Raw genomic sequence first — 19,969 nt, forward strand, 5'->3', positions numbered from 1 at the left:
AAACAATCAAATATCCCCGGGACTGTAACAGCAGCCCTGGGGATATTTGATGTCCGCGCAGGTGCGGTAAGAATAGAGATTGGCTACCTCCTGACTGTGCAGCCAAGAGGTAGCCAAAAAACGAGTGATGAAAAATGGGTGATTATATTAGGAATTATTTGAGTAGCCAGGTTGCCGCGGCTTCTTTGTCAAAAAGATTCCCGAAATAGGAAATGCTGGCTGCGTCAGTTTTAACTGGAACAATCCCACTAACAGTGCCGCCAGGTTTTAGAGTTCCATCGCTCAACGGTTCTTCGTCAAGGATAGCAATTTCCGGATCTTCCATATTCCCCGATGAAGAGGTCTGTTTCCAATCGTAACTGGCGTAATCTACCGGTTCGGAACCAGTGTTTTTGTAACTTACAGTCACCAGCAGATATTTTTGCCCTGCTTGATCGGTTTTTTCGGTTTTGGAATCTACCGATACTTGTAAACCGTTGTCTAAAGTAACAGCCTTTCCGACAGCCAGCTTGCTGTTGTCGGCATTTTTATCGGTCTTCTTGGAGTCGCCAGCGTCTGCTTTCTCGCTGGTAGCGACAACGGTAGATCCAGCATTGAGGTCTTTCGTGGCCTCATCAAGCGCTTTTCCGAACACCCATTGAGTACAAACAACGATTACGATCGCAATAACGTTAATAACAACGGCAGCGATCGTAAGACCTTTTCCTCCTACTTTTCCTTTGCGGATAGAAACTATGCCTACAATTCCCAGGATTAGACCGATAATGGCCAACAAGAAAGAAATGTTATTAAGAATTGGAATCCAAGAACCGACTATCGCAATAATTCCAAGAACCAGAGACGCAATTCCTAGCCCCGATTTCTTCTGCGGAGTTGGCGCTGGCTGCGTAAACTGTCCCTGAGGATTTTGAGGTTCCAGAGGCTGATTTTCAGACATGAGTACTTACTTTCCATAGATGCGGACACGAAACTAATCTGCAGGATTCTATGGTTAATCTGAACCCCACAAATCATTACCTGAAAGATGAGAATAACGCGGCTCTATTGCCAAAAACGGGTCAATAATTCTCCGAATTATTTTCACTGTTCATTACATTTGATTCTCGCGGGGGGGGGGATTCTGTCAAGTGTATCTGCCGTCTTTTAGTTAATAAGAAGCAGTAGGAGAGGCTAAACCGTATTTACCAGCGGAGATGGAGGGATTCGAACCCTCGAGGGGCTATCCACCCCAACTCCCTTAGCAGGGGAGCGCACTAGGCCACTATGCGACATCTCCAATGTCAAAGCACCCCCATAGTTTAGCGGACAGCAAGGTTAGCGGCAAAAACCATTCGCGTGCATCCGGTCACTAGCTCCCTTATCCCAATTGTTTATCTAGTAAGTTGTTTTCGAGGAGCTCGCTTTTAGTAGGTAAAACAATAAACGTAGAGGGAGTGCTTTGTCCTTACCCGCATTTCCAGGCTTTAAGACCAAAATCTGGAAAACAGCGGGAGTGACTAACATAATCTCCATGAATAACCACAGCCATCCGCCTGACCGGCAACCGCCCGGGCAGTCGCAGCCACCGGATTCCGCACAGCGGTTAGCCCTGAAACAAGCAGCACGGCTAACCGGTCCGGTCGGCATGGGATATCTGCCGCTGGGAATCGCTTTCGGCGCATTCGCAGTTACCCAAGGATTCCCTATTTGGCTGACAATCCTGTCGGCTGCCATTATTTATGCCGGCTCGATGGAATTCACCGCAGTTTCGCTTATCTTGGGCGGGATTGACTTCTTCCAAATTACCCTCACCACCCTGTTCGTAAACTTTCGGCATGTGTTTTACGGCCTGAGTTTTCCGCTACGCAAAATAAAATCTGCGCCTGCCCGCTTATACGCGATCCACTCCCTCACGGACGAAGCCTATGCCCTCACCGCCTCCCACCTGGGAGATAAGCGTCTGACCAGCCCGGTCGTCCTCTCAATCAATCTGCTCTGCCACCTGTACTGGGTAGGTGGGGTAACCGTGGGTGCTTTTGTGGGGAAAGCCCTGCCTTTCGACACCGATTTCCTGGGGTTCGCCCTGCCCGCCCTGTTCGTAACCTTAGCCATAGATGCCTACCGTCAAAGCAACTATCCCATGCTAGGGTTAGCCGCGCTGGCCTGCGGTTTAATCGGTGCCATCTGGTGTGGAAAATATATGCTCATCACCGCGCTTTCACTTTTCACCGTGATAGTTTTGCTGCATTCCTTCTGGGTAATGCATCGGAACCCTTCCGGGAAAGGGGATGCCTAAAGTGAATCCGGAAACCTACGCTTACGCCCTCGGCGCTATCGCCGTGATCTGGGCAGTGACTTATGCTTTGCGAGCTTTCCCCTTTGTGGCGCTGCGCGGGAAGGAAGAATCACCGCTGGTAGGTTTAATAGCAACCAGTATGCCGCTGGGAGTCATGGTTATCCTGGTGGTCTTTGCCCTGATGGACACGGATTTTGGCTCGCTGGCTTCCTGGGTGCCCGCCGCAGGCGGAATCCTGATAACTGCCGCCATCCACTTCAAATGGGCGAATGCCATGGTCTCTATTGTTGCGGGAGTCGCCACCTATTGGGCATTAGGGATGCTACTTATATGAGGGCGCGCAACAGGTAAAGCACCGCGCTCAGCTCCCTAAAACCCTTCCTGAAAGCTACCTACGCCCTCGCAGCTACGCTTAAAGCGTGGAAAGCTGCGGGCAGTATTCCAATAGAGCTAGGCTAAATGAGCAGGGTTGTAGATTACCAGGTATAAGGAGGTAGGTTTTGTCGCGCACATTTACCTCCTTCAAATACCACAACTATCGGATCTGGTGGATATCTAATATTTTTGCTTCCACCGCCACCTGGATGCAACGAGTCGCCCAAGACTGGGTGGTGTTGATGGTACTCACCGACCAATCCGGATTTGCAGTCGGGGTAGTCACTGCCTTGCAGTTCCTGCCCCAATTGTTACTGTCGATACCGGCCGGAATGGTGGCTGACCGCTTCAACCGGCGCCACATTATCCAGATCTGTCAATGTATCGTTGCCCTATGCGGATTGATAACCGGGATTTTACTGCTGACGGGAGTCGCCGCCCTCTGGCATATTTATATAATCGCCCTGATAACCGGGGTTGCAGACTGCCTAACCTCCCCAGCGCGGCAGGCTTTCGTATCCGAACTGGTCACTAAAGAAGACCTGCCTAATGCGGTGGGGCTAAACTCTACCGCCTTTAACTCGGCACGTCTGATTGGCCCGGGACTTGCCGGGTTTGTGATCGCTGGTATCGGGCCAGGCTGGGTTTTTATCGCCAACTTCGTCCTCTTTATCGTTCCAGTTCTCAGCCTGGCACTTATGGATCCTGCCCGGCTGTATCACCCGGAAAAGAGTTCGCGTACCAAAGGGATGATGCGCGAAGGGCTGCGTTATGTGCAAAACCGTACCGACATTAAAGCGATAATCGCTATTCTCACGGTAGTGGGGGCTTTGGGATTAAATTTCCAGCTCACCCAAGCGGTGATGGCTACCCGAGTGTTCGGTAAAGGTGCAGGCGAATATGGGTTACTAGGCTCGATTATGGCGATCGGAGCTCTGGCAGGAGCCCTACAAGCTGCCCGGAGGCGCCAGCCCCGCGTATTTACCGTAGTGGTATCGGCTGTCCTATTTGGGATTTTAGAGGGCGCGCTCGCGCTAGCTCCCACCTATGAGGTGTTTGCTCTGTTGCTGATCCCCACCGGATTTGTAATGTTAAGCCTGCTTACCAGCGCTAATGCTGCAATTCAGATTTCCACCGATGAAGAGATTCGGGGCAGAGTTCTGTCTATCTATTTCCTCTTCTTCCTGGGAACCACCCCGATAGGAGCGCCAATAATCGGTTGGGTAGCCGAACATTGGGGGCCGCGTTGGTCGCTAGGGGTTGGTGCCATAGCTTCCTTACTGGTTGCGCTGGTAGTGGGCTTTTGGCTGTGGCGGCATTGGAAAGTAGACGTTACTCTGCGTGCCTCCCGCCCCTTTGTCAGTATCGAAGGGCCGCGGGAGCGGGCGATGCGGCGCCGGAAGGAACGCGCGGAACGGCAGCGGATTATGGATAACCAGTCGCGCGACACCGGAACCTAGAAGGTAGCCGTCCCGCGACCGATACTGGTTTCGGGGTAACAAAACGAGAGAAAACGCAGGTATTCCCCTATTTCTTAGGTGAGTCTTCCTCTTGACAGTTTTCCCTGCGGTTCCACTTTGTTAACCAATAGGTAACCTTAGGTTGTTAGCTTCCAGGTGAAAGTTAAAATTTCTCATCTGAAGGGAGTTAATCCCGTGACTAAAACTGACATGCCCCCAACAGAGGCCGAAGCAACTCTGGGACAGCTGACTTTTTTCCAAAAACTGGCGAAAAGAGATGTGTACTGGCATTTGGCTTTCGGTGGCCTGCTTTTGGGTAGTGCTATCTGGTTCATTTTTTGGGCTTTCGATTATGTAGGAGAAACCGATCAAGCGTTACTGCTAGTAATAACGATCGCCTTCGCCGTGTTCATGGCGTTCAATATTGGCGGTAACGATGTCGCGAACTCCTTTGGAACCTCCGTCGGTGCGGGCACTCTATCAATGAAACAAGCGCTGGTGGTGGCCGCGATTTTTGAGGTGTCCGGGGCAGTAATTGCCGGGGGAGAGGTAACCGATACGGTGCGTTCCGGAATCGTAGACCTGTCGGCGATCTCGAATCTGCAGGCTATGGACTTTGCGTTAATCATGGCGTCTTCCCTGCTAGGGGCGGCAGTATGGCTGCTGGTGGCGACTCGCATGGGTTGGCCAGTGTCTACCACCCACTCGATTGTGGGTGGCATCGTTGGTGCTGCCCTCACGGTAGGATTTACCACTCACACTGGGGGTTGGAGCATGGTGCAATGGGGAGGTATCGGGAAAATCGCGATCTCCTGGGTGCTGTCCCCAGTATTGGGTGGGGTAGTGGCCTATATTTTGTTCAAATCGATTAAATCCTCGATCCTGGTTTACAATGAACGCGCTGACCAGCGTCTACGTGAAATCAAGCAGGAACGTGCAGACTTGCGTACTCGCCACAAGGCCTGGTTTGAGCGGCTCAATGAAATCCAGCAGGTTTCCTACACCAACGCGATGGTACGGGACGCCACCACTATGAATATGGGGGACTATGATCCTTCTGACTTGGAATCTGATTACTTCAAAGAGCTAGAACGGATCAACCGCGAAAAAGATGACATCAACGCCCATAAAGCTCTAGATACTTGGGTGCCATTGTTGGCGGCGTTGGGAGCCGTCATCATTGGTTCCCTGATGTTGTTTAAAGGGCTGGATAACCTGGATATCAACCTATCTATGCTGGGGAATGTCCTGATTCTGACAATGCTGGCGGCAGCAGTGTGGATGGCAGTATTCATTTTTGCCCGTTCCCTAAAGCGACGCGATCTTTCCCGCTCCACCTTCCTGTTGTTCTCATGGATGCAGGTATTTACCGCTTCCGCGTTCGCTTTCTCGCATGGGTCGAACGATATCGCCAACGCGATTGGCCCGTTCATAGCGGTACTAGACGTCTTGCGTACCGGAGGTATTTCCACGGAGAGCGCTGTCCCGGGGGCAGTCATGCTCACCTTGGGGATCGCCCTGATTGCGGGGCTGTGGTTCATTGGCCGCTATGTTATTAAAACCGTGGGATCTGGGCTTACTGAAATGCACCCGGCCTCGGGATTCGCGGCAGAGCTTTCGGCTGCGGCGGTAGTTATGGGATCTTCACTGCTGGGGTTGCCGGTTTCTTCCACCCACATTTTGATTGGTGCGGTGCTCGGGATCGGAATCGTTAATAAAGCTGCCAACTGGTCTTTAATGAAACCGATTGCGCTGGCCTGGGTGATTACCTTGCCGGCCGCGGCGGTTATCTCCGCGATCACGGTCAGCGTTTTGCGGGTAATGTTCTAAACCGATAGGTAACCCTACTTGGCCAGGTACCCCGAGGTTCGTCCTCGTAGTACCTGGCCAAAGTGGTTTTTAGAGGAAGATGGTACCGTAAATACTGCCGTAAACTAGTGCCCCCGAGACGATTCGAACGTCCGACACCCGCTTTAGGAGAGCGGTGCTCTATCCCCTGAGCTACGAGGGCGCAAGGCGGCCGTCAGCGCCTCAGCCAGTCCAGGATAGCATTGGTTTACTAGCCTCAAAATTGCACTCAGGTTTATCGAGGACGAATCGAGACGTGACAATTGTCGTTTTCGCTATCTTAGGGCATGGCAACCAGGGCAAACCTCCACTTTCGCGTATGGTGGCATCGTGAGCTTTAACCCGGAAAAAGAGATGACCACAGCGGAAAACGTCACTAGCGAGGCCGCCGCGGAACCTGCGGCATCCAAAAGCCGTAAACAGCTGGTACAGGAGATGCTCTCGCATTGGAATGCCAACTTAGAGCATACGATTGCCGAGGAGACATCCTCTGGATACCTAGAGCTGTCTGCTGCCCACCCCGGGGGGTTAGCACAGTTATATGGAGGGCGTCCGACTCGGTTATCTAATCTGGTACGCGAACCGCGTGCCCTGTCCCATTGCCGGATTCGGGCTCGCGAAGTACTGTCTGCTTCCCGAGACCGCGAATCCCGTTATGGTAGCGCGCCGGTTTATCTGGCGATCGGGACTGCCTCCTGGCGGCAAGGCGGCACATTAGGAGCCGCCTGGGAACGCGCCGCGAGCAAATCTGCGTTCTCGACCACGAAAATATCGGCAACCGCTGCCACGGCAGTAAATACAGAAAGTGACCTCTCTAGCAGCGAAGATACTGCTAAGGAGCAGACTGAAGACAGTGGGGTTTACGATATTGAAAAAGTACGCGCTAGTGAGCCGCGTACTATCACTGGACCGGCATTACTCTGCCCGGTAGAGCTGTCTTTAACCGCTGATGAGGACGTGCTGATTACTCTAGATAGTGCAGTAGAGGTATGGCCGCCGCTGGAAGCAGCGCTGCGAGAAAAGGGCGAGCAGGCGGAAATCGTTTCCATTCTGCAAGGTCTGCAAGCAGAAGTAGCTTTTAGCCCCACCAACGCGTTACACGAATTGCGACGCCTGGGATTGCGGCATCTGCTGGGATTTGACCTCTACGATTCGCTTACCGTAGGGCAATACCTGCATCCTCTCTCCAATCTGGTCAAAGACTTTGCGCTCAATCAAGATCTACTGGAACAGTCAGACGTGACTGCCGCCCTTTGCGGAGATGTAGAGGCCGCTGGGACAGTGCTTTCACCGCTACCGCAACCGGTATTGACCGACCGGGATCCCCTGGCCGAGCATGGGGTGGGGGATTTGGATCCCGCGCAACATAACGTACTAGATGCGGTGGCCTCCGGGGCGAATCTGCTGCTAGATGCGCCTCCGGAATCGGAAAAGACTTCCACGGTGGCAGCAATATTAGCTGATGCTGCCAGTGCGGGGCGCACCATTGCCTATGTGCCAGGTGCACGGCGTCGCCTCCAACAGGTGTTGGGATATTTGAATCGTCTGGGGCTAGAGAGCCTCACCCTGGATTTGTCCAGTCGCAGCCGCTGGCGCGACCTCATCCCCGCGAAGTTGCTGGAGTCTCTGAACGCTCCGGTAGAACCAGAGGATCCGGCAGCTGACGAAGCCACTATAAAGATGCGTAACGAACTAACGCAGGTGCGCTCCCAGCTGGGTGGCTATATGGAGCAGCTGCATCGTAAGCGCGACCCCTGGCAGGTGTCCGCCTATGACGCCTTGCAGGTGCTGGCAGATTTGACTTCTATGAAGCCCGGGCCGCGCACTAAAGTACGTTTTGACCTAGAAACTTTGCATCGTATTGCCTCCGATGGTGCGAAACGTGCCCAAGAGTTACTGGCACAAGCCGCTAAAGAAGGAATCTTCTCCCAGACGCGGGCAACCAATCCGTGGCATGCGGTAGTAATTTCTTCCCCCGAAATGGTTGACACCGCAGTAGAAGGGGTAAACCAGTTAGCGGGACGAATGTTGCCACAGGTGCGCGCGGATATTGATCGCGCTCAAAAAGAAACCGGCCTGCTGCGTGCCAAGAACCTTAACCAATGGCATGACCAATTGCGCATGTTAGATGGTCTGCGCGAAGCCATGGACGTGTTTAAGCCCCAAATTTTCGAGCGTTCGGCTGCTGATATGGTGATCGCCACCGCTACCAAGAAATGGCGTAAAGAACGCGCGCTCAATATGAAGGAATCCCAGCGGCGACGCCTAATAAAACAGGCTAAAGACATGGTGCGGCCAGGCCGAAAAGTAGAAGATCTGCATCGGGAACTGATTCGGGTGCAACAGCAACGCCGGATTTGGCGCGAATACTCTCCGGCTGGCGGCTGGCCGGTATTGCCGGGGCGCCTTGACCAGATGCAAAAAGCAGAGGAAGCGCTGCGCGGCCATATCACGCGCTTACAGCCGTTCTTCTCCACGGGATTTGGCGATCTAATGCAAATGCCTCTCGATGAGTTAGCCAGTTTGCTTGATAACTTGTCCCAAGATGAGCAAGGAGCCGAGCGTCTACCGCAGCGGGTAGCGATCCTGAAAGAACTTCACGATTTAGGTCTCGATGAACTGGTTGACGATCTGCGAGAACGCCGAGTTCCTTTCGATTTGCTGCGCACAGAGCTAGACCTTTCCTGGTGGGCATCAGCATTGGCAGAAATGCTGCGGCTAGATGACCGCCTGGCTCATTTTGATGGGGAACGCCTCGCCGAGCTATCTGCGCGCCTGCGGGAACTTGATCTTGCCCAGGTGAACTCACTGTCGGAACAGGTCTTGCGCCAAGTGCGTAACCAGGTAGCCAAACTGGTAGGCACCCAGTCCGAAACGGTCTCTGACCTAGAGCAAGTGCTGAAAGATGCCCGCACCGATTTACCAGAAGTGATCGGCCAATTCCCGATTGTGGAGCGCTTGCGCCCGATTCGCGCGATTCCTCCGGTGTTGGTACCCCAGATTCTTGGTAATGATCACCCCGTGGATTTACTGGTACTGGACGGAGTGGAAAACACTGACTTGGCAGAGGTTATTCCCGCGATTGCGAGAGCAAAGCAAGTGGTAGTCGTAGGGGATGTGCGCCGCAGTGAGCAAGGCACCATCTCGGAATTTGCGGGGATATTCCCGCAGCTAACCGCGCCTCCTACCCGATCTCGAGTAAATGAATGGGTGGCTTCGTTCCTAGCCGATCACGACTATGGGCGAGACGTAATGCCGGTGACCGTACCGCGCCCCTCCCGGCCGGTGACTTTGACAGTAGTCGATGGACGCGGAATGCCTGCACCCGGTGCTCACTGCGTCGAAACCTCTGCCCAAGAAGTTGAAGAGGTAGTGCGGCAGGTTTGCTTGCACGCCCAGTCCCAAAGCAAAGAGTCTTTGGGGGTGGTAGCTCTGACGGTCAAACATGCCCGGCGAATCAGTGCGGCGATCATGAGTGAAGTCGCTCGCAACCCACAGTTAGATAATTTCCTGGGTAGTAATCAAGAAGAACCCTTCGTAATAGTAGACGCAGCCGGTGCAGCAGGTTTGCGCCGTGACCACGTGATTTTATCGGTAGGGTTCGCCAAGACTCCCCACGGCCAAGTACTTCATGACTTTGGAGTAATTTCGGCGGCAGATGGTACGGCGCTACTGGTAGACGCGGTTTCAATGGTGCGCAAAGAACTATCGCTAGTGTCATCGATGGCGCCTGAAGCTATCGATCCGCAACGGCTGCATCATCCGGGCTCCCAGATGCTATACGATTTGCTGCAGGCTGCCCGAGCCGAAGCCCAAACTGTAGGGCCAGTTGAGGCCGCGCAGGCGATGGGGGAGGAAGAATCCCAACCTGATCGTTTGCTACTTGATCTCGCCGAACGGCTCTATTCAGTGGGGCTGACCGTCATTCCCAACTTAGGGCCCAAGAACGGTATGCGGATCCCCCTAGCCATCGGACACCCGGACTATCCCGATGAACTGCTGGTGGCGGTGCTGACCGACAACCCCGACTATGTCGCCGAGAAATCTTTACGGCGGCGGGAACGTCATTGGCGGCAACGACTCAAAGAATACGGATGGGTGGTCAGCATCGTCTATTCCACCGCGGTATTTATGGATCCGGCTGCACAGGCTCAGCAGCTACTAGATCTGGTGGTGGATGTGGTTGAAGAGCGCAAGAAAGCGCAGGCACAGCGGCAAGCAGTGGCAGCTCCCGCGCCTGCTGCCTCCCCGGAACCCGCGCCACTGCCCGCTGCTTCCCCCGTTTCGCAAGAGGCAACCAGCGAAGAAAAGCGCAGCGTAAAGCGTCCCGCCATTTCGCGAGGATTGCCTCTAACTGCCTATGGTGATGACCAGCTAGATGATCTGCTCGCCTGGATTCGTTCGGACGATAAGACTCGCAGCGTGGATGAAGAAGTGGAGCTGCTCTTTAATGAGCTAGGCTTGCAGCGCCGTGACGGTCAGGTGGAAACGATCCTGAAGAATGTCGTCACCCGGAACGCTTAACTATGAAGCATCCGGCAGCGCGTACCTATTCCGAGGTGGATCGTCAGCGCATCCGCGAAGGGAAACCTACTTCCTGGCAGGAAAGTGCCGATCAGCTCTCCGATCACCGCGAGCGTCGAGAAACTACTGATCAGCGCCTGGAAGTAGACTACCTATCCGAAATGCCCCCTCATTGGCGCGAACATAATCAGTAGCCCATACGGATTATCTTCGGTGAAAGCCGGCAATGCGGGGGAGAAGTTTTTCCTCCTGCATTAGTCCGCGCGGAGCCTAGGTTTTTCCTCCCGTATTCGTCCGCGTACAGGGGCGGATTTTGCCTCGCGCCCCGAAATCCGGAAAATGCTCTGGCATTTTCACGGATTTAGTGCCCGAAGCCTACCCTACGGCATAAATCCACCCCTGCACGCTCAGTACGTACCTTGCGGAAATCTTGTACCAATTGTGCCCCTTGCGTGGGGGAGAAGTTTTATCCGAGCAGGGTAGGTGGGCGCAAAATTTGGAAAACGCCGCTACGTTTTCCAAATTTTTGGGCAGGAGGAAAAACTTCTCCCCCGCGCCCACCCCTGCACGCTTATTGCGTATTTCGCGATACTCACCGGGGTTCCCCGAGCGCTTTTACGGCCCGACCCGTGAAAGGGTTAGTTGTTTTGGGACGTGGATTTTTCGGACTGTAGAAGGTCGCGAATCTCGGTTAGCAGTTCCACTTGGGGATCTGCCTCGGGTGCTTCTTCTTCCTCATCGGTCTTTGCTTTAGCGTCACGCACCCGCATCAGCTTATTCATCGGCACAATAATGCAGGCATAAATTGCCAGGGCGACTAGCAGGAAGTTAACCAGAGCGGTAATAATTGCTCCTGGTTGCACAGTAGCGTTACCGAGGTGGAACTCCAATACATTATCGAAGTTAGGCTTGCCCACTAGCCCTGCAATCAGTGGGTTAATGAATTTATCCACGATGGCGGTGACTACTGCTCCAAAAGCGGCACCAATAACCACCCCAACTGCCAGGTCGATGGCGTTGCCGCGGGAAATAAACTCTTTGAATCCAGCAATGAAACCAGTATTTTCTTTACTCATTATTCCTCATCTAGTTGTATTAACCTGTCCTGGCCAATTGTAGCGGTTCAGATTTGCTGGCTTGAACCAGGCGTCCAGCCTCACTGGGTTTAACCGCAACCTCGATGGTGGGGGCTTTTTGCCCGCCCGTAAAAGATCCGCTAGCGGCACTGACTGATAATACTTGCGCCGTGATTTGTACAGAGAGTCCCTGATTTTCCGCAGATTTTCCCGCCCCGCCCTCGGGGATAGTTTCCGCACTATCCGTGGCCGAGCTGGTATCGGGGGTAAAATTACTTCCTTGATCATTTGCGAGGAAGAAAATCACTTCGTCACCGGCACTAGCCAGGCTTTGATCGCTTTCTCGCAAAGGTAATGCCAAAATCACTTTCCCTTTATAGGATTGTCGCGAAAACGGGGAAGAAGAGAATAAGGCCGGAAACAGGGTAGTTCCGGCAGCAATGGGAACGGCTGTCCGCTGACCTACTGCCTGGGAAGCTTTTTTGTAACTCTGAGGCGGGAGAGAGGCCACGGGAATCTCTTTCACAGTTACATGGCCAGCGTCAATAATGGTTCCTGGTGGGATATCGGTGGTGGCAATTAGCATTGGTTTAGTGGCCACCTGGGGCAGTACTAAACGCAGTAAGGTTACGGCTACCACAACTGTAGCGGCCAGGGCGATGGTACGCCTCCAGCGCCAAAGGAACTCTCGCATAGCCAGAGTATTTATCCGAGCGAAATCACCAAGCAATATTGAAATAATCAGCCGGAAAAACTACCTGTTATTTCTGCTTGGGGACAAACGGAACGGGAGTCGCCCGCTTTTATGTTGTTTCTAGTTTTTGTAGCCGCCCAGAGGAGGTAATCACCTGGTCAACTAGCTGGTCATGCGGTTCATATGGCAGCGTTCCTGCCTGTAAAACTTCCCACTCATGGGTTAGGGCGATCAACTGAGGGCGAGTGGAACCAGTCAGGTCGCAGTGCGCCAAAGCCTGGTCGTACCAGCCGGCTCCGCGTCCCAGGCGTACTTGCGTTCTATCTACTGCTAAAGCAGGTAAGAAAATCACCTTTAACCCTAGTTTCGCCAGGTGCTCACATTGCATTTCTCGAGACAGCAGTGGCGGGTGGGGGTTGAAACGGCGATATAGGGCGCGGGTATGTTGCACCGGATCCAATTGTCCCCAACGCGGCTGCTCAAGATCACAGGGAACCATCAGTTTCAACCCGGAATCCAAAATAGCTTCGTTTAGTAAGAAGGTAGGAACTTCGGTGTCGAAAGATAGGTAACTGGCTACTACCTCGCCGGGTTTTAGGGAATCTAATAGCGGTCTGGCAGCCGCGAGAACTTGCGATTCTGCCTCGACACGTTGAGCAGGGGAAAACGTTAAGCGACGCCGATCAAGGAACTTTTTCCGCAGTGCCGGCTTACTAATCACAGAACCCATGAGTCAATGATAGACGCTCGCGGGTTTGCCTATAGTCGGCTTTTCGCTACCACGCTACAGACCCCGACAGGTAACCTGGTAAGAGTACGAGACTTTGGAGGGGTAATGCGCACGGTTGCGGAACATTTGAATACTTGTCTTTCCCTAGTGGCTCCGCTGGATCCCCTGGACGTGTTGTTGCCAGATGCGGTGGGGTGTGTCCTAGCTGAGGACGTGAGTGCACCTTTCGATTTACCCGTCACCGACCAGGCAACTTTGGATGGATATGCGGTACGTTCCCAAGATGTGGGGGGAGCCGGCAAAATGCGTCAGGTCTACCTGGACGTGATCGCCGAGGTCAAAGCGGGGGATGCAGAACCGTGTACCCTGGTGGAAAATAGTGCCGTCCGGATAGCTTCGGGTGCTCCCTTGCCAGTGGGAGCCGACACGGTGGTGCCTTTGGAAGAAACTGACCAGGCGCCGGCGCGGGTACAAATTTTATCTGCCTGCGCCAAGGGGAAAAATATTTTGCGGCGCGGCCAAGACGTAAGCGCTGGCACCCCCATTTTACGTGCTGGATCGCGTATCGGATCACGGCAAGTAGCGTTATTGGCGGGAGTAGGACGCCTACGGGTGACAGTGCGTCCTCGTCCTCGAGTAGTGATTTTGTCTATCGGAGATGAACTGATTGAACCGGGTAAACCGATTCGCGCCGGGGCAGTCTTCGATGCTAACGGGCACGCTCTTGCTTCCGCGGTTACCGATGCTCGCGCTGACACTTTCCGAGTGGCGGCAGTGCCTGATGAACAAAAGACGCTCTCTGAAACTATTGAAGACCAGCTAGTTCGGGCAGATATTATTATCACCACCGGGGGACTGTCCTACGGTAGCGCCGACACGGTTAAAGAGGTGCTAGCTCCTTTAGGTACCGCCCGCTTTGACAATGTGGCGATGACTCCCGGCAAACAACTTGGTTACGGTACTGTCGGGGAGGGTACCCCGATTTTTTGCCTCCCCGGAAATCCGGTCGCCGCCCAGATTAGTTACGAGATTTTTGTACGCCCCTGCCTGCGGCATATGGCTGGTTGGGACGAACTGTATCGTCCTTCCTTGCGGGCGCGAGTAGATCGCGGTTGGCGTTCCCCGGCTGGTAGGCGCCAGTTTGTGCCCGTCAAAATCGTAGGTGCGCCCGATAGTGGTTATCGCGCGCGATTAACCGGCGAGCCAGAGGATCTTTTACTCTCTACCATGGCGCGGGCGAATGCGCTGGCGGTTATCCCCGAGGCGGTCACTTCCGTCTCGGAGGGCGACTATTTCCACTGCATGGTGCTAGATTAGGGCGCCGGGTTGCTTTACGAGCGCTTAACTTTTCGCAGCAGGCCGCGCTACTATGCGCAGCTGGATAATCCCGTAGCTCGCGGCCTGATTAAACCGGGTGATCCGCCGATAAATCAGCTATCTATTAGGGAAATGGTGGCGCGGGATCATCGGCAGGCGGCGCAAGTAAGGGCCGATAATGCGCGTTGGTTGGCGCCTTGGGAAGCCAGCATTGCTCCCGGCTATCCTCCAGACGATATGGAGCTGGAAGCGTTCATTCGCCGTAGTGCTCGCCTGGTGCGCCAGCGGCGTTACTATCCGTTTGGCGTTTATGCTGATGAGCAGTTAGTGGGGCAGGTTACTATCGGGGATATTGCCCTGGGGGCATCGCACTCGGGAAACCTAGGCTATTGGGTAGCGGAGGAATATAGTGGTCGCGGGGTGATTACTACTGCGGTGGCTATGGTGTTGGATTTATGTTTAGGGGCTCCCCATCTGCACCGCGTAGAAATAAATGTTCGCCCCGAAAATAAATTGTCGTTGCGGGTAGTGCAGAAACTGGGTCTGCGTTTTGAGGGGCGGAAAAACAATTTCTATTGCATTGCGGGAAGCTGGGCTGATCATCTTGGATATGCGGCTACCGCTGAAGAAGTCCCCGCGGGGGGATACCTGGCACAGCTAGAAAAAAGGGCGGGCATGAAAGAGGAGGAAGCGTAAGGGTTACTCCGACTGGTGGCTACTTTTCTTCTGGGTTAACCAGCGTTACCCCGAACGTGAGATTGCTTAAAGCAATCGTTCTGGCCCGGGCTAAAAAACGGGAAATTCCGTAGCTATTGTGGCCATTGGTGCGAGTGTTGCAGATGTTGCGATTTGCTAAAGATTTCATAACTTTGCCTGCTCAACACGCCTTTATGAAGAGAGAATCTGGCGCCTAAATCCCCTATTTTTGATATGTGGAGTTTATTGGATTGGCTTTGCCAATATTGGTCTTAATTTTGGGGGGGATCTACCTGCCCCTCTTTATTGACTCCAAGCGGCGGCAAACCCAATCTCATGGCGATGATCGATTTAGCGCAAATTTGCGGGTACTTAACACGCAGCAACCGGCGCAAAAGCGGCAACGCTACAGCGTAAACCCCCCAGTTTTAGGAGGAACTATGCAGCGACCAGTAGTACCAACCCAGCGTGACCACAGTGAACTGATGGCCGCCCGGCTTACCCGGGCGCGTCAAATCGAGCGACGATCACAAGCTGCGCGTCGCCGTCTCACTTTAGTTACGGTACAGTTCGCGGTAGGTATGGTGCTGGTTACGGCGGCTGCGGTAAGCCTAATTTCCTGGTGGTGGACACTTATTCCTCTCGCTACCATGGCGGGAACGCTATTTCTGGGGGCACGAGCTGCCAAAGCCGGCCGGGAAAATGATCAGCGAGCCCAAGAGCTTATTCACGCCCTCGAGACCCGTCCCGTTAAAGGACATCGCGTGAGTGCCAGCGAAAAGAAATTCGCACAAATGCACGCTGAGGCCGAAGCTAACGAGCCAGCTGCCAGCACCGAACAGCATCAAACCAGCAGCAAAGCTACAGCTAGCGAATTGAAAGAAGAATCGGGCGGGGAAAACCGGGGACAGATTGCACTCGGGAAACTAGCTGCCGCTGCCAGGCGCGCCGCCACGTTGCGAGAATACTTTGTAATTCACGAGGACGAAACCGCAGATCAAGCAGAAGGAACGGCTAAGGAAACTACTTGGGAAACAGAATCTAACCATTCGCTAAGCCGCTTCGAAACTGGCGAAGAAGGCATAGCAGTTACCTCTACAGAAGGAAAAGTCAGCAAGGATAGAGAGCATGCTGCCGCGGCACTAACCGACAAAGAAACCACTACGGTAGCGGAAAATACCGAAATCTCGGCAGAGGATACCATAGCGGATGTTACCGAGAAAGCGGAGACCTCGGCAGTTACTAATCATACAGAGGTGGAAGCAGAAAACCAGGCAGAAAATGACCACACCTGGACGCCGACGCCGATGCCGAAACCAATCTACGCCCTCAAACCGCGGCTAGCGCGCCGAGACGTAGACGCCTCTGAGCTGCTCGCGGAGCATTTGGCGAACCAGAACAAGTCTCCTTACCGTCCTTCGCGGCCGCGTCCACATAGCGAGGAGTCTTTGACTACCGCGCAGCTGGTGGCACAAAGCAAGCCAGTAGATGTGGAAGCAATCCTAGATAACCGGCGGATTGCCAACTAACCGACTGCGGATTGAGCGGCAGACAAAGCCTTAACGGTAATCGCGCGCGCCGAAAACATCAGTGCCGATGCGCACGATAGTTGCGCCCTCGCTGACGGCGATTTCTAAATCCCCTGACATTCCCATCGATAGTTCGCGCGCATCCTGCCCGCGTCCTCCGGCAGCAAGCGTGCGATCCCGCAGATCCCGCAAAGTCCTAAAGGAATCGCGAATGCGGTCTTCATTAGGGCTAAGAGCGCCAATAGTCATAAATCCCCGCAAGCTGAGCTGCTCCATTTGTAGCACTTGCTGAGTTAACTCCCAGGCAGCTTCGGGACTGACTCCCGCTTTGGAGGCTTCGCGTGAGCAATTCACTTCAATAAAACATGGCAGGATGCGCCCCGGATAGTTAGCCTCCAGGCGGCGCGCTAACCGCTGGGCAGTTTTCAAAGAATCCACGGTTTCTACCAGGTCACAAACTTGCAAGGCAGCACTAATCTTGTTGCCTTGCAAATGACCGATTATATGAACTTCCGCGCCCAGGTCTGCCGCTCGCACGGCTTCATTAGTCGCCGCGGCTTCCTGCACGTGATTGTGTCCTAACACTACCGGTAGGCCGCGTTTTTTCAGCTCCTTAGCAGCCGCAATAATCTGCTCGCTAGTGCGGGTTTTTACTGCCAGTTCCAAAGTGACTTCGCTGCGCGCCCGTCCCACCTGCTCACAGGCTTTAGAGATCCGCTGGTCTACTTGTTCAATCCCGGTTGCGATATCCATATCTCCCACTTTAGCGGGCGTGGCAAATCGCTGACCGGGCGCTATCGCCAGTAGCGCCCTAGGTGATATCTCCGTAGGCCACTAAGTACGGTTGCAGCTGCCCATTGTCATCAGTTTTTGCAATATCTAAGGCAAATAATATTCGCCATTCCCATAGCCCACTACCATCATCCACTTCTTGCAGCAGCGCCCAGACTTTATTACCGGACAGCAAATCACTATCGGCAGGAAGATAGCGAGAAAGCAGCTCTCGCGCGTTTGCGCCCTCGCTAATCACCGCATGGTTGCTGGCGCGCGCCCCCTGATCTAGTGGCAGGTCATCAAAGCGTTCCCAATAATCATCCAACAGGGCTCCGCAATCCTCATCCGACCATTCAGTACCTTCGGGATGTAAATCTTGGCAATCCTTAAGACGAGGTAGGCTATCGAAGGCTACCGCTTCTACTCGCTTCCAGGCGGCGTTACGGAACTGGCGGCGCAAAGCGAAGGGATTAGCGCTGGGAAGCTGGTTTTCCCCGCTCCCAAAGGCGGGTTCCTCCTGGGCGTTCTCGGCTGGGCTTTCCCGGCGCTTCCCGCTGGTCAGCGCCTCCCATTCATCTAACAGCGAGGAATCCACGCCCTTAACGGTATTGCCTAGCCAGATCAATAACTGGTCAAAGTCCTCATTCCGTTTCTCCGGTGGCACGATTTGTCCCAGGGCGCGATAGGCATCGGTCAAGTAACGCAGTACCACCCCCTCACTGCGGGCAAGTTCAAAACGGGAAATAAACTGGGTAAAGGTCAGCGCATTTTCTACCAGGTAACGTACTACCGATTTAGGGGAGGGCTCAGAGCCATAAACCCAAGGGTTAGAATGCGCGAAAGTCTTAAACGCACCGGAAAGAAGTTCTTTCAATGGCTGTGGCCAGGTAGTTTCTTCTAATATCTCCTGCCGCTGGTTGTATTCCACGCCTTCAGAACGCAGCTTTTGATACACCTGGTCACGCTGGGCTTTTTGCTGGGCAATCAGCACCTGGCGGGGATCTTCCAACACCGACTCCACAATCGAAACCAAATCTAGAGCGTAATCGGGGCTATCGGGATCCAATAGATCCAAAGCCGCCAGAGCGAAAGGTGATAACGGCTGATTAAGGGCAAAATCTTCCGGCAAGTCATGGGTGAGCACTAGACGCCCGAGCTTCCCCGCCTCTTCGCCAGGCAAATGCCGAACCACTTCCGCCTGTTTCAAAGAGGAGTAAACCTGCCCTAAACGGCGCAAATGCGGGTTGGAATCCTGCGGGTCGTCATGGTTATTGCGCGCCAGCCACAGCAAATGCTCCCCGGCATCCCGCCCACCGGAAAGCACATTAAGCGCTAAGGAATGGTCAATCCGAAAATGAGAACGCAGCGCTTCCGGCTGGGCAGCCACCAGGCGTTCAAAAGTAGAACGCCCCCAGGACACCTTCGGCTTTTGGCTATTTGCCGAGGACGTGCCCTTACGTTTTTGTCCTTTCGCCGCCAGTTTCTTGGCCTCGATTACCTCGGGCGGCGCCTGCACCACCACAAATCCCATAGTGTCGAACCCGGCGCGCCCGGCTCTGCCGGCAATCTGGTGAAACTCCCTTGCTGAAAGATGCCGTCGGCGACGCCCGTCGAACTTTACCAGCGAAGTAAAAACCACCGTGCGGATAGGTACATTTATTCCCACCCCTAAAGTGTCAGTTCCGCAAATAACTGCCAGTAGGCCGCGTTGCGCCAATTGCTCCACCAACAGGCGGTAACGGGGCAACATACCCGCATGATGTACTCCTACCCCCAGGCGTAAAAGTCGCGACAGGGTTTGCCCGAATCCCTTGGTGAAATGCACCCCTTTTAAGTGGGCAGCGATTTTCTCGCGCTGCTCGCGATCCAGCAGGTTAGCCGATGCCAATCCTGCCGCGGTTTTGACCGCATCATTTTGGGCAAAATGCACCAGGTAGATCGGCCAGCGTCCCGCCTTGACTAGGCTTTCTAGCAGGTACTGGGAGTCGTCCTCGCTATATTCCATTTCCAGAGGCACCGGGCGGGAGGCTCCGTCCACCAAGGTCACTTCCCGCCCGCTGCGCGCTTGCAAGTCCCTAATGAAGAAATCGACGTTCCCCAAGGTCGCCGACATTAACACAAGTTGGACACTCGGTAGTTCTAAAATCGGCACTTGCCATGCCCAGCCCCGGTCAGGGTCGCCGTAGAAGTGGAACTCATCCATGATGACTACCCCGGCATCCAGTTCGGCGCCATCACGCAGTGACTGGTTAGCCAAGATTTCCGCGGTACAACAAATAATCGGGGCTTCCGCATTTAAAGAAATATCGCCGGTAATCATCCCCACATTCCGGGCTCCAAACAGCTCTACCAGGTCAAAAAACTTCTCAGAAACTAATGCTTTAATGGGGGCGGTGTAGTAGGAGCGCTGATCTTTAGCCAGCGCCGCCAAATGCCCTGCCAAAGCGATCATTGATTTTCCCGAACCAGTAGGAGTCGCGGCAATTACGTGGTGGCCAGCAAAAATTTCGGTAGCGGCTTCCTCTTGGTGGGGATAGAGTGCCCGGCGGGTAGACGTCGCCCAATTACTGAACCCCGCCAGGACTTCTAAGGGGTCATCCAGCTTACCCGCGTCCTCTAAATCGTCTAGGAGCTGATTTAGGGGAGCAATACTCATGCAGCTATTGTAACC

The 19,969-nt window shown here is 54.0% G+C and carries 15 protein-coding genes and 2 tRNA genes; 9 read left to right on the forward strand and 8 right to left on the reverse strand.

The genetic code is table 11. The annotated features are described in order from the left end of the window. Nucleotides 1-154 precede the first annotated feature (154 nt). Nucleotides 155-937 (reverse strand): DUF4190 domain-containing protein, encoded by a 783-nt coding sequence (locus E6072_RS05585; protein WP_316694332.1) that lies wholly within the window; start codon nucleotides 935-937, stop codon nucleotides 155-157. A gap of 251 nt (nucleotides 938-1,188) precedes the next feature. Beyond that, nucleotides 1,189-1,276, reverse strand: a tRNA-Ser gene (locus tag E6072_RS05590). A gap of 234 nt (nucleotides 1,277-1,510) precedes the next feature. Here E6072_RS05590 and E6072_RS05595 point away from each other — a divergent pair. The 4 genes from E6072_RS05595 (at nucleotide 1,511) to E6072_RS05610 (ending at nucleotide 5,940) form a co-directional block, all read left to right on the forward strand. Continuing rightward, on the forward strand, nucleotides 1,511-2,275 hold the full coding sequence (locus E6072_RS05595) for an AzlC family ABC transporter permease (RefSeq protein WP_316694333.1): 765 nt from the start codon (nucleotides 1,511-1,513) through the stop codon (nucleotides 2,273-2,275). Continuing rightward, the gene (locus E6072_RS05600) at nucleotides 2,268-2,609 is read left to right on the forward strand and encodes an AzlD domain-containing protein (RefSeq protein ID WP_316694334.1); all 342 of its coding nucleotides are present in this window, start codon (nucleotides 2,268-2,270) and stop codon (nucleotides 2,607-2,609) included. Before E6072_RS05595 ends, E6072_RS05600 begins: the two co-directional genes overlap by 8 nt. 166 nt (nucleotides 2,610-2,775) lie before the next feature. After that, complete coding sequence (locus E6072_RS05605) at nucleotides 2,776-4,110, forward strand: MFS transporter (protein ID WP_316694336.1); 1,335 nt, start codon at nucleotides 2,776-2,778, stop codon at nucleotides 4,108-4,110. A gap of 195 nt (nucleotides 4,111-4,305) precedes the next feature. Further along, nucleotides 4,306-5,940, forward strand: coding sequence for an anion permease (locus E6072_RS05610; protein ID WP_316694338.1), 1,635 nt, complete (start codon nucleotides 4,306-4,308; stop codon nucleotides 5,938-5,940). Nucleotides 5,941-6,048: 108 nt separating this feature from the next. Here E6072_RS05610 and E6072_RS05615 read toward each other — a convergent pair. Continuing rightward, nucleotides 6,049-6,121, reverse strand: a tRNA-Arg gene (locus E6072_RS05615). Between the two features lie 167 nt (nucleotides 6,122-6,288). Here E6072_RS05615 and E6072_RS05620 point away from each other — a divergent pair. Beyond that, the gene (locus E6072_RS05620) at nucleotides 6,289-10,482 is read left to right on the forward strand and encodes a DNA helicase (RefSeq protein ID WP_316694340.1); all 4,194 of its coding nucleotides are present in this window, start codon (nucleotides 6,289-6,291) and stop codon (nucleotides 10,480-10,482) included. 2 nt (nucleotides 10,483-10,484) lie between these two features. Further along, nucleotides 10,485-10,676, forward strand: coding sequence for a hypothetical protein (locus E6072_RS05625; RefSeq protein WP_316694342.1), 192 nt, complete (start codon nucleotides 10,485-10,487; stop codon nucleotides 10,674-10,676). Nucleotides 10,677-11,120: 444 nt separating this feature from the next. Here E6072_RS05625 and mscL read toward each other — a convergent pair whose 3' ends face one another. From mscL to E6072_RS05640, 3 genes are all read right to left on the reverse strand, one after another. Further along, entirely contained in the window at nucleotides 11,121-11,558 is a 438-nt protein-coding gene (mscL, locus tag E6072_RS05630; RefSeq protein WP_316694343.1) for a large conductance mechanosensitive channel protein MscL, read from the reverse strand. Between the two features lie 19 nt (nucleotides 11,559-11,577). After that, entirely contained in the window at nucleotides 11,578-12,252 is a 675-nt protein-coding gene (locus tag E6072_RS05635; RefSeq protein ID WP_316694344.1) for an SAF domain-containing protein, read from the reverse strand. 109 nt (nucleotides 12,253-12,361) lie between these two features. After that, nucleotides 12,362-12,982: a 5-formyltetrahydrofolate cyclo-ligase gene (locus tag E6072_RS05640; protein ID WP_316694345.1), complete on the reverse strand. Its 621-nt coding sequence runs from the start codon at nucleotides 12,980-12,982 to the stop codon at nucleotides 12,362-12,364. Nucleotides 12,983-13,087: 105 nt separating this feature from the next. On the opposite strand from E6072_RS05640, the gene glp reads away from it, so the two are divergent. The 3 genes from glp to E6072_RS05655 all read left to right on the forward strand — a co-directional run bounded on the left by glp (nucleotide 13,088) and on the right by E6072_RS05655 (nucleotide 16,524). After that, nucleotides 13,088-14,299, forward strand: coding sequence for a gephyrin-like molybdotransferase Glp (gene glp, locus E6072_RS05645; protein ID WP_316694346.1), 1,212 nt, complete (start codon nucleotides 13,088-13,090; stop codon nucleotides 14,297-14,299). A gap of 9 nt (nucleotides 14,300-14,308) precedes the next feature. Further along, nucleotides 14,309-14,995, forward strand: coding sequence for a GNAT family protein (locus E6072_RS05650; protein ID WP_316694347.1), 687 nt, complete (start codon nucleotides 14,309-14,311; stop codon nucleotides 14,993-14,995). Nucleotides 14,996-15,231: 236 nt separating this feature from the next. Then, nucleotides 15,232-16,524, forward strand: coding sequence for a hypothetical protein (locus E6072_RS05655; protein WP_316694349.1), 1,293 nt, complete (start codon nucleotides 15,232-15,234; stop codon nucleotides 16,522-16,524). Nucleotides 16,525-16,554: 30 nt separating this feature from the next. Here E6072_RS05655 and E6072_RS05660 read toward each other — a convergent pair whose 3' ends face one another. Next, entirely contained in the window at nucleotides 16,555-17,277 is a 723-nt protein-coding gene (locus tag E6072_RS05660; protein ID WP_316694350.1) for a YggS family pyridoxal phosphate-dependent enzyme, read from the reverse strand. A gap of 58 nt (nucleotides 17,278-17,335) precedes the next feature. Beyond that, nucleotides 17,336-19,954 carry a DUF3516 domain-containing protein gene (locus E6072_RS05665; protein WP_316694351.1) on the reverse strand — a complete coding sequence of 873 codons (2,619 nt, stop codon included), beginning with the start codon at nucleotides 19,952-19,954 and terminating at the stop codon, nucleotides 17,336-17,338. Between the last annotated feature and the right edge of the window lie 15 nt (nucleotides 19,955-19,969).

The organism is Varibaculum cambriense (genome assembly GCF_032557235.1).
GTDB classification, from domain to species: domain Bacteria; phylum Actinomycetota; class Actinomycetes; order Actinomycetales; family Actinomycetaceae; genus Varibaculum; species Varibaculum cambriense_C.

Bases quoted from the DNA above. Each gene is read 5' to 3' on its own strand.
- E6072_RS05585 (WP_316694332.1), bottom strand. From the start codon at position 937: ATGTCTGAAAATCAGCCTCTGGAACCTCAAAATCCTCAGGGACAGTTT.
- E6072_RS05595 (WP_316694333.1), top strand. From the start codon at position 1,511: ATGAATAACCACAGCCATCCGCCTGACCGGCAACCGCCCGGGCAGTCG.
- E6072_RS05600 (WP_316694334.1), top strand. From the start codon at position 2,268: ATGCCTAAAGTGAATCCGGAAACCTACGCTTACGCCCTCGGCGCTATC.
- E6072_RS05625 (WP_316694342.1), top strand. From the start codon at position 10,485: ATGAAGCATCCGGCAGCGCGTACCTATTCCGAGGTGGATCGTCAGCGC.
- mscL (WP_316694343.1), bottom strand. From the start codon at position 11,558: ATGAGTAAAGAAAATACTGGTTTCATTGCTGGATTCAAAGAGTTTATT.
- E6072_RS05635 (WP_316694344.1), bottom strand. From the start codon at position 12,252: ATGCGAGAGTTCCTTTGGCGCTGGAGGCGTACCATCGCCCTGGCCGCT.
- E6072_RS05640 (WP_316694345.1), bottom strand. From the start codon at position 12,982: ATGGGTTCTGTGATTAGTAAGCCGGCACTGCGGAAAAAGTTCCTTGAT.
- glp (WP_316694346.1), top strand. From the start codon at position 13,088: ATGCGCACGGTTGCGGAACATTTGAATACTTGTCTTTCCCTAGTGGCT.
- E6072_RS05660 (WP_316694350.1), bottom strand. From the start codon at position 17,277: ATGGATATCGCAACCGGGATTGAACAAGTAGACCAGCGGATCTCTAAA.
- E6072_RS05665 (WP_316694351.1), bottom strand. From the start codon at position 19,954: ATGAGTATTGCTCCCCTAAATCAGCTCCTAGACGATTTAGAGGACGCG.